This is a genomic window from Streptomyces brasiliensis (assembly GCF_014647875.1).
GTDB classification, from domain to species: domain Bacteria; phylum Actinomycetota; class Actinomycetes; order Streptomycetales; family Streptomycetaceae; genus Streptomyces; species Streptomyces brasiliensis.
This window is the reverse complement of sequence record NZ_BMQA01000142.1, coordinates 1-7,792: the sequence shown is the minus strand read 5'-3', so window position 1 is coordinate 7,792 and position 7,792 is coordinate 1. Positions and strand designations below refer to the sequence as shown.

6 protein-coding genes and 2 pseudogenes are annotated in these 7,792 nt (G+C 67.5%); 1 reads left to right on the top strand and 7 read right to left on the bottom strand.

Going from position 1 to position 7,792, the window contains the following annotated elements:
* Positions 1–352: 352 nt before the first annotated feature.
* Together IEZ19_RS48590 and IEZ19_RS48585 are read right to left on the bottom strand one after the other, a co-directional pair.
* Entirely contained in the window at positions 353–619 is a 267-nt protein-coding gene (locus tag IEZ19_RS48590; RefSeq protein WP_373297189.1) for a hypothetical protein, read from the bottom strand.
* Positions 611–1,579 (bottom strand): annotated as a pseudogene (locus tag IEZ19_RS48585) (transposase); the annotation flags it as partial. The pseudogene IEZ19_RS48585 and the gene IEZ19_RS48590, both read right to left, overlap by 9 nt.
* Before the next feature lie 153 nt (positions 1,580–1,732).
* Here IEZ19_RS48585 and IEZ19_RS48580 point away from each other — a divergent pair.
* Complete coding sequence (locus IEZ19_RS48580; RefSeq protein WP_189317768.1) at positions 1,733–2,464, top strand: alpha/beta fold hydrolase; 732 nt, start codon at positions 1,733–1,735, stop codon at positions 2,462–2,464.
* A gap of 241 nt (positions 2,465–2,705) precedes the next feature.
* Here the strand turns inward: IEZ19_RS48580 and IEZ19_RS48575 are convergent.
* The 5 genes and pseudogenes from IEZ19_RS48575 to IEZ19_RS48555 form a co-directional block, all read right to left on the bottom strand.
* A pseudogene (locus IEZ19_RS48575) lies at positions 2,706–3,161 on the bottom strand (IS3 family transposase); the annotation flags it as partial.
* Between the two features lie 22 nt (positions 3,162–3,183).
* Positions 3,184–5,514, bottom strand: coding sequence for a tyrosine-type recombinase/integrase (locus tag IEZ19_RS48570; protein WP_229841707.1), 2,331 nt, complete (start codon positions 5,512–5,514; stop codon positions 3,184–3,186).
* A complete protein-coding gene (locus IEZ19_RS48565; RefSeq protein WP_189317766.1) occupies positions 5,511–6,605 on the bottom strand; it encodes a tyrosine-type recombinase/integrase in 1,095 nt (364 codons plus the stop codon). The genes IEZ19_RS48570 and IEZ19_RS48565 overlap by 4 nt, the downstream gene beginning before the upstream one ends.
* A complete protein-coding gene (locus tag IEZ19_RS54080) occupies positions 6,572–6,949 on the bottom strand; it encodes an IS3 family transposase (RefSeq protein WP_189317765.1) in 378 nt (125 codons plus the stop codon). The genes IEZ19_RS48565 and IEZ19_RS54080 overlap by 34 nt, the downstream gene beginning before the upstream one ends.
* Positions 6,950–7,062: 113 nt before the next feature.
* Positions 7,063–7,792 (bottom strand): reverse transcriptase domain-containing protein (locus IEZ19_RS48555; protein ID WP_268248798.1); only part of this gene is annotated, 730 nt, incomplete at its 5' end.

Here is a 7,792-nt window from a genome sequence, read left to right as displayed (position 1 = left end):
ATCAGTCGAACCTCCTCCAAGTGAGTCCCACTCAACTCAAGCGACCTCGTGTCGCACGGCCAGCTGCCAGCAGTTTTTCCGTTCGACGCCCGACAGTAGGACGAGCAGGTAGGAGCGGGCCGCAGCCCGGGTTCAACTCGCCCGAACAGGCTCGCGATCCGGGCCATGACCTGGTCGAACATCGCCCGCCAGCGGGCAGGGCCTACGCCATGACCTGCGGCCACCGCACGATCCTCAGGAGTCCACACAACCCCCGGTGATCACGCGGAGGCCACACCCGTGCCCACCCCGGGCCACCGGTCGCTTGTACTCCTGCGTCGATTCGGGCACGGGACGACGGATCTGCCGTGCTTTACGGGGTGCCGTGGCCGTCGAGGAAGCGAAGCAGCACAGCGGCCTCTGCCTGGAGCCGCGCGACTCGGTCAGCATGGGCGGGTGCAGTCAACTGCGCTGCGGCCTGCAGTCGCTCAGTGGCTTCGGCTCGCACGATGTCCCTCACACTGCACTCGCTCAGCTCACGCCGCGCTGCCTCGGTGGCTCCGGCACCGACGGGAGACTGTTCGAGGGCCAGGCCGCGCATGTCGGCTTCGCTCACAGGCACCGCCTCCGCGTTGTCCAGCGCGGCAAGCGTTGCACGCAGGGCGCTCACTGCAGCCTTGTCACGGGCGCGCATCGCTTCTGGTAGGGCTTGACGCATACGAACACGTAGGGACATGCCCGGGACCCTATGGCCGTGCTCGTGGCCCGACAACGGGATATCCCGACAGCACCAGGTTGCCCGCCGACCTGAAACGCTCAGCTTCGGCAACTCATGCGTGACCTGCCGCAATGGCTTGAACAGGGATCCGCCGGGCCGCTGCCGTTCGCCCTTGCGGGTCGGTCGTAGCAACTCGATTCCCTGCTGGGCGAGTTCTTGTCCGCAGTCACGGCCGAAGTAATTCTTGTCGCCGATCAGGGCATGGCCGGGCCGGGCGGCGACGAGGTGCGGTTCGGCCGCGAGCAGGTCCAGCAGGGTCTCGCGCTCGTCGGCCTTGGCCCCGGTCAGGGCGAAGGCGATCGGCAGGCCCTGCACGGTGCACACCAGGTGCAGCCGCAGGCCCCAGAAGCAGCGGCTGTGGCTGGCGCAGTACCCGTACTCGGCCCATCGGCCAGGTCGGAGCGTTTGACGGTCTCGCGGGAGCGTCCGTATTCCACGGGTGTGGAGTCCACTGTCCACACGTCGTCGCTCCACATCGAGGTGTTGGTGGCCAGGATCCGGGTGATATGGCGGAGCAGGTCGGCCGCCTTGCGTAGCCGCTTGTTGTAGCCGCTTGTTGTAGCCGCTTGTTGTAGCCGGGTCACTGCGCAGGTACGGAAAGAGGTGCCGCAGGTGGGCCCGGGCATGTCGGAGCCACCTGGCCTCGGAGGTGAAACCGAGTATGGCCTGCATCATCATTGCAAGGGTGACCAGCTCGGCGTCGGTGAGCTGGGGCGCGATTCCCACGGCCGGCCGCCACGACGCCAAGTCCGAACGCTCCTTCGGCAGATCATCTGTTGTCGCATAGAGCGCCGTCGCGAGGGTGTCCAGGTTGTTCGTCACACAACGATCTTGGACGCCCTCGTTCTCGTCTCCGCAGACTTGTGCCTGAGCGCCGCACAGGTGGCCGTTTGAGTACCTTCTGGCATCTCCCCTGATCGCGAAGAAGGTCCCGCCGGTAGAGTCGGCTTGAGGACGGTGTCACCTGGGGGGCTGATGACAGCAGCGGATGCAGTGCCCATAGTCTTCGTTCACGGGACGCGCTTCAGCGCGGGACAGTGGAGCATGCAGCTTGCCGCACTCCGGGACGAATTCCCGGTAGTCGCCGTCGACCTGCCCGGCCACGGGGAGCGCTCGGCTCAGCCCTGGAGCCTGAGCACTGCGACGGAAATCATCGCTTCCGCGGTGGACTCGCTCGACCGCGGGCCGGCTCTGGTTGTCGGGCACTCACTTGGCGGATATGCCTCGCTGGAGTTCGCGCGGCGCTGTCCGGAACACCTACGCGGGCTGATCCTCGCGGGAGCCAGTGCCTCCACCCGCGGCCTCTGGACAGCGCCCTATCGGTGGGTCGCCAGACTGGTCCCTCGTATGCCTGCGGATCGCCTGGCCCGGTGGAACGACCGGTTGCTGCGGCGGCTCTACCCACGGGAAGTGGTGGAGGCGACCATCCGGTCCGGCTACGCCTTCCATACCGTGCCGGCGGCCTGGGACGAGGTACTCGGACGCTTCGACGCGGGTGCGATGCGTTATGTGAAGGCTCCGGTCCTCATCCTGAACGGCGAGAAGGACGCCGTCTTCCGGGCCGGGGAGGCGGACTTCGCCCGCGCGCATCCGCACGCTCGCGTCGAATTGGTCCCGCGGGCACGACACCTCGCGAACTTCGACGACCCAGATGCCTTCACCGATGCCGTCCGCCGCTTCGCCCGCCAGCTCTCTGCCGTCAGCTGAGCGCGCCACAACCGGGATCACCCGGCGCAACTGAGCACCTTGACAGCGACCGCGCACTCAGCCTGGTTGTTTTCGACAGGGTCTGAGGGGACCACTTGGGCAGCGAGAACGGGGACCACATTGCTCCGTTCGTGAAGGCGATGGACACCGTCACAGGGGCATGATCGGCAACGAGAACGGGGGCCACCTCTATCGGGTGACTTCTGCCGTGGTGTCAATCCCCCCGAACTGTGGAGATCTTCTATGCGGCCAGTCCTAGGTCGGAGTTGGCCCGGTGGTCGTGTTCGTAGTCGATCGGGCTCCGGTACTCGCACACGCTGTGTAGCCGGCGGGTGTTGTAGAAGCCGGTAATCCAGGTCGCGATCCTCAGCCGGGCCTCGGTGCGGGTGGCGAAGGTCTGCCGGTGGACGTACTCGACCTTGAGGACGCTGTTGAATGCCTCGCTGACGGCGTTGTCGAAACACGACCCGACGCGGCCCATGGACTGGGTCACGCCGAGCCTGCGGCAGACCCGCCTGAAGCGGCGGGAGCCGTACTCGCTGCCGCGGTCCGAGTGAAAGATCACGCCCCTCACGTCCCCGCCCCGCGTGGCCGCGGCCATCTGCAAGGAGGCGACGACGAGTTCGGCGTCATGGTGGGCACCCATCGCGTAGCCGAGCAGACGACGGGAGAACAGATCGATCACCGTGGCCATTCTGTGGAATCTGTGACCTGCGGGTTCATCCTTGGTTGCCTTGTCGGACGTCGATGATCGGCAGGAGGGGACGGCCGAGTTCGCGTGGGGTAGGGCCGGCGGGGGTGGGAACCTCGGAGAGGCGGTCGAGGAGGGAGTCGATCGCGGTCTGTCCGTCGTCGATGGCGGCACGTTCGTCGTCGGTCAGCGGGATGGATACGAGCATCCGCTGCAAGTTGGCCTTGGCTTCGAGGAGTTGGGCCTGGCTGGAGTCCTTCGGGGTGTAGAAGTCGCAGCGTGCGCAGGCCATCCGGTGCTGGCACTGCTCGAAGAAGCTGTAGGTGCAGTAGCCATGGCCGAGGTCGTAGTGCTGCCAGGGCTCGCCGCCGGTCGCGGCGCCGGAGATGACGGCGTCCCGGTCGACGAGCACCTCGATGGTTCGTAGGTTGCGGGAGAAGTATCCGGCCTCGGTATAGGCCCTGGTCAGGGTGTTCGGGGTGATCTTCGCGTAGTGCTGGGTGCTGGTCGGGCTGCGGTGTCCGAGCCATGCCTGCAGTTCGAAGAGGGTCATCGGCTCCTTGGCGTTGTAGAGCTGGCTGGCGATGGTCGAGCGGGCCCGGTGGCTGGTGATGTTGCCTCGGACGTCGGCGGTGGGCACTCCGGCCTTCTCGCAGAGCGAGGGGATCAGGGTGCGGTTGATGTAGTTCTTCGCGACCGGGTGGGCGCGGATGGAGAAGAGCAAGTCAACGTGCTCGTTGGTCTTGGAGTCGAGGCGCTTGGGCTGGGCGGGCCGCAGGACCTGCCAGGCGTCGATGGCCTGGCCGACGATCGGGTCGACGGGCTTGGTGAAGGCGGTGCCGGTCTTGTGGACAGGGACGTCAAGCAGGCAGACGGCTTGTTCGGCCAGGACTTCACGGGAGCTGCCGTCGATGGGCTGTCCCTCGTGCTGCCAGCGGACGCAGCCGACCCTGAGCCGGGAGATCTCGTCACTGCGCAGGCCGGAGAACAGCCAGGTCAGTGCGAGAGCACGGATCAACTCGAGGGGGTAGTAGCTGCCGGCGGAGGTGCCGGGAAGATCCTTCGCCTCCAGGTTGAGCCCGGCCCACAGCAGCTTGGCCCAGATCTCGTCGGCGATGACGCGGGGGTCGGTGGCGATCAGCGCGGCGATGGTGCGGGGCACCGCCAGGGCCCGGGCAGGATCGAAGCGCCGGGGGATCCACTCCCACTCCTGCAGGTCGCGCAGGAACATGCGGGTGCCCATGAGGATATGGGACTTGGTGCGTGGAGCGATCGGGTCGCCGAGGCGTTCGTGGAGGTGGTCGGCGCGCTGGACGTAGTCGCCGACCGCCATCTTGTCGACCGCCGCGATCCAGTTCGCGCAGGTCGTCCGCGTCCAGTGGGCGGGATCGACGGCTTCGGGATGCTCGGCGGCGAGCCAGCGGCCGGTCTTGGCCATGTTCGTGCGGATGTTGTTGCGGACGTTCACGGTGAGGGTGGAAGTGTCGTACCACCGCTGCAGATAGGACGACCACGGCTCGGGCACCCCGGCGAGCGTGGGCGCGTGATTGAAGCCGGGGCGGGTCTGGCAGTGGCCGAGATCGGCCACGATCTTCTGCAGCGCGAAGAACCCGGCCGAGTAGCGGGTGCTGGTGGTCGGGTGGGCGTGCAGACGGGCGAATGCCTTGGTGGTCAGGTCCTCGATCCGGGGACTGCGGTTGATCAGCAGGGCCTGGGCCAGGACGCCGGGCAGCCGGTAGCGGCCATCCTCACGGTTCTGACTGCGATATCCCCAGCGGTCCGCGACCACCGCGACCTCGTCCATCGCCGTCTCGACAGCCTCGGCGCCGAACACGAGCTGGGCCAGGTGGAGCCGGTTGAAGTTGCCCAGATGCTGGAAGTCGGTGAAGCCGCCGAGGAGATAGCCCAACGCGATTAGATACGGGCGCACGGTGGCGTCGGTCGGCAGCTCCTGGGCGGTGCGGAACTCGGCGCTGCCGGGGCAGCACAGTCGGGCCCAGTCCCATGTGGTCCATCCCCACCAAGTGCGTTGCATTGTCCGGCAGTTGGCCAGCACGATGGCCACCGCCTGTGATCCGGCCCGGAGCTGACGCGCCTCCCCGTGGTCGTGCAGAGCGGCGCGGGCCTGGTCGAGGGGCTCGACCAGGCGGGACAGAGCTCGCCAGTGCTTCGCTGTTCGGCGCGGTATGCCGCGGGCTCGCAACCGACGCAGGGCTTGCAGGTCAAGCGCGTTCAGAGCTGCGGCCTCCCGCTCCAGCAGCTGGGGGCGGCGGTCGAAACCACCCGTGGCGAACAGGACCGGGACACCGGCCGCGGCCCTCGGCCGGGCCGCCGGCGTCCGGACCTGGGCCGGGATCACTGCGGATTCCTGTCCGTGCGGGTGAGCGCCTCGACCCGCCAGGCGTGCAGATGCGACATCGAGGCGTTCAGCCGTGCGGAGAGCTCGCGTCCGGACAGATGGATATAGCGCAAGGTCGACTCGGTGCTGCGGTGTCCAGCGAACGAGGCGATCGCGTGCACTTCCCAGCCCATCCGGGCCAGGTCCGTCAGGCACAGGTGCCGTGTGGTGTGGGTGGAAAACCGCGGCACCTCGGCGGCCAGCGCGAGCCGGCGCACGACCTTCGACCAGGTCCACAAGGTCAGCGGCTGGGCTGTATTGCGCCGCGACTCCGAGAGGAACAGCGGCCCACGGGCCCGCGACAGCGTGGCGCGATGGCGCAGATACTCGCCCAGCAGCACCCCGGTGGACGCCGAGTAGGGCACCACCCGCTCCTGTCGGGTCTTGGTGGTCTCCGCCCGCACCCGCACCGTGCGGTGAGCCGGATCGATGTCATCGCTCCGCAAAGCGCACAGCTCTTCCCGGCGAAGCGCCGCATCATAGGCGAGCGCCAGCATCAGCCGGTTGCGAATCGGCTCGGCCCGGAAGACCTCCAGGACCTGCAGCCACTCGGCCTCAGCCGGGATCCAGGGCAGCTTCACCAGCCGCGGCACCAGTCCCCGCGCCGTCCCGCCGCCGCGGCCCCGCCCCGGGGTGTAGCGGCCACGGCCCACCGGGTTCGACTCGCGCACCCCTTCCTCGACGAGGAAGTCGTAGAACAGCCGGACCGGCACCAGCCGTTGCTGCAGGGTGGCGTTGGCCAAGCCCGCCCCCGAGTCCAGGGCCAGAACGTTGGCCCCGCTGCGACTCGGACGTGTCCTCAACTCCCGTACGAACGCGGCAATGTGGCTGCGGTTGGCGGTCTCCGGGTCGATCCCGTCCCGTTCGCACACCAGCAGGAACTCGCCCAGACCACGGGCGTACGCGTCAATCGTCCGGGGTGCCCGACCCAGATCCGACCAGATCTGCAGCCACTCGGCCGCCCGCTCATGCCGGTCCAGGACCGGCCACTTCTCCGACAACACCGTCACGAACACGCTCAACGCGACACCCGCGTCGGCGTACCGACCCATGCGGCAGGTCCATCCGTCAGCGTGATTCCACGTAACTTATAGGTAGAGCTTGCCCTCGCTGGTGACGATCTGTCGCCGCACCAGACCTGGTCCGGGGCATCCGCGGTGAAGTCGCGTTGCACGAAGTCCGGCGCCGCCGGCCGCTTCCCGGGCCGGGTCAGCCCGCGCCGACGGCGGATCCTACGCCCGGCCAGGCCGAGGTCGGCCATGAGCTTCGCGACGGTGTTCACCGAGACGCACCACCCTTCCCGCACGAGCGTGATCCAGATCTTCGGGGAGCCGTAGGTACCGCCGGACTCCTGGAATATCTGCCGAATCGCGTCGGCCAGCCGGCCGCGCCTCACCTCCCGGGCGGTGACGGGTCTGTCGCGGTCGGGTGGCCCCGGGGAATCTCACCCCGGGGCTCCCACAGATCCCGGCGTGAACCTCTCGGTTCACCGGGCTCTTGTCGTCCTGATCACCAGACAGCCGGGACGGTGTTGACCCAGACCCAGTGCGCGAAGAACCGAGGCCGTAGCTTCACGGCCCGGTCCCACGCAGCTTGGGCTTTCTTCCTGTTCCGCAGCCGTTTGTACTTGTTGCGCGACCACCGCATCACGTAGGCGTTGATGCGGGTCAGGAGGGGATACAGCGCCGATCGGTAGAAGGCGCCGTAGTAGTTCAACCAACCACGCACGACCGGGTTGATCCGCCGTGCGAGGTCCGCGTCGGAAAGGTCGGTGCGCTGATGCAGTCGCCAGGACCGCACCTGTGCGCTCATCATCTTCAAGGCTTCCTTGCTGACCGCCGGGTTGAAGCTGAGGAACATCTCCCCGGTCTTCGTCCGCGCCCCGCGCGCCCGGAACGTGAACCCCAGGAACGTGAACGCCGTGTACTCATGCGAGCCGCGCCGCTTCCCGTCCTTGCAGTAGACGATCCGGGTCTTGTCGGGGTGCAGTTCCAACCCGACCTCGCGCATCCGCTCCTCGATCGCCGCCAGCACCGTGCGCGCTCGCGACTCACTGACGCAGTGGACCACCGCGTCGTCCACGTAACGCTCGAACCCGATGCCGGGGAACTCCCGGGCCATCCACGTGTCGAACGCGTAGTGGAGGAACAGATTGGCGAGCACGGGCGACACCGCTGAACCCTGTGGGGCAATGCCACTTAGATAAGTGACTGATGTCCAGTCGTCCACTTTTCCACAG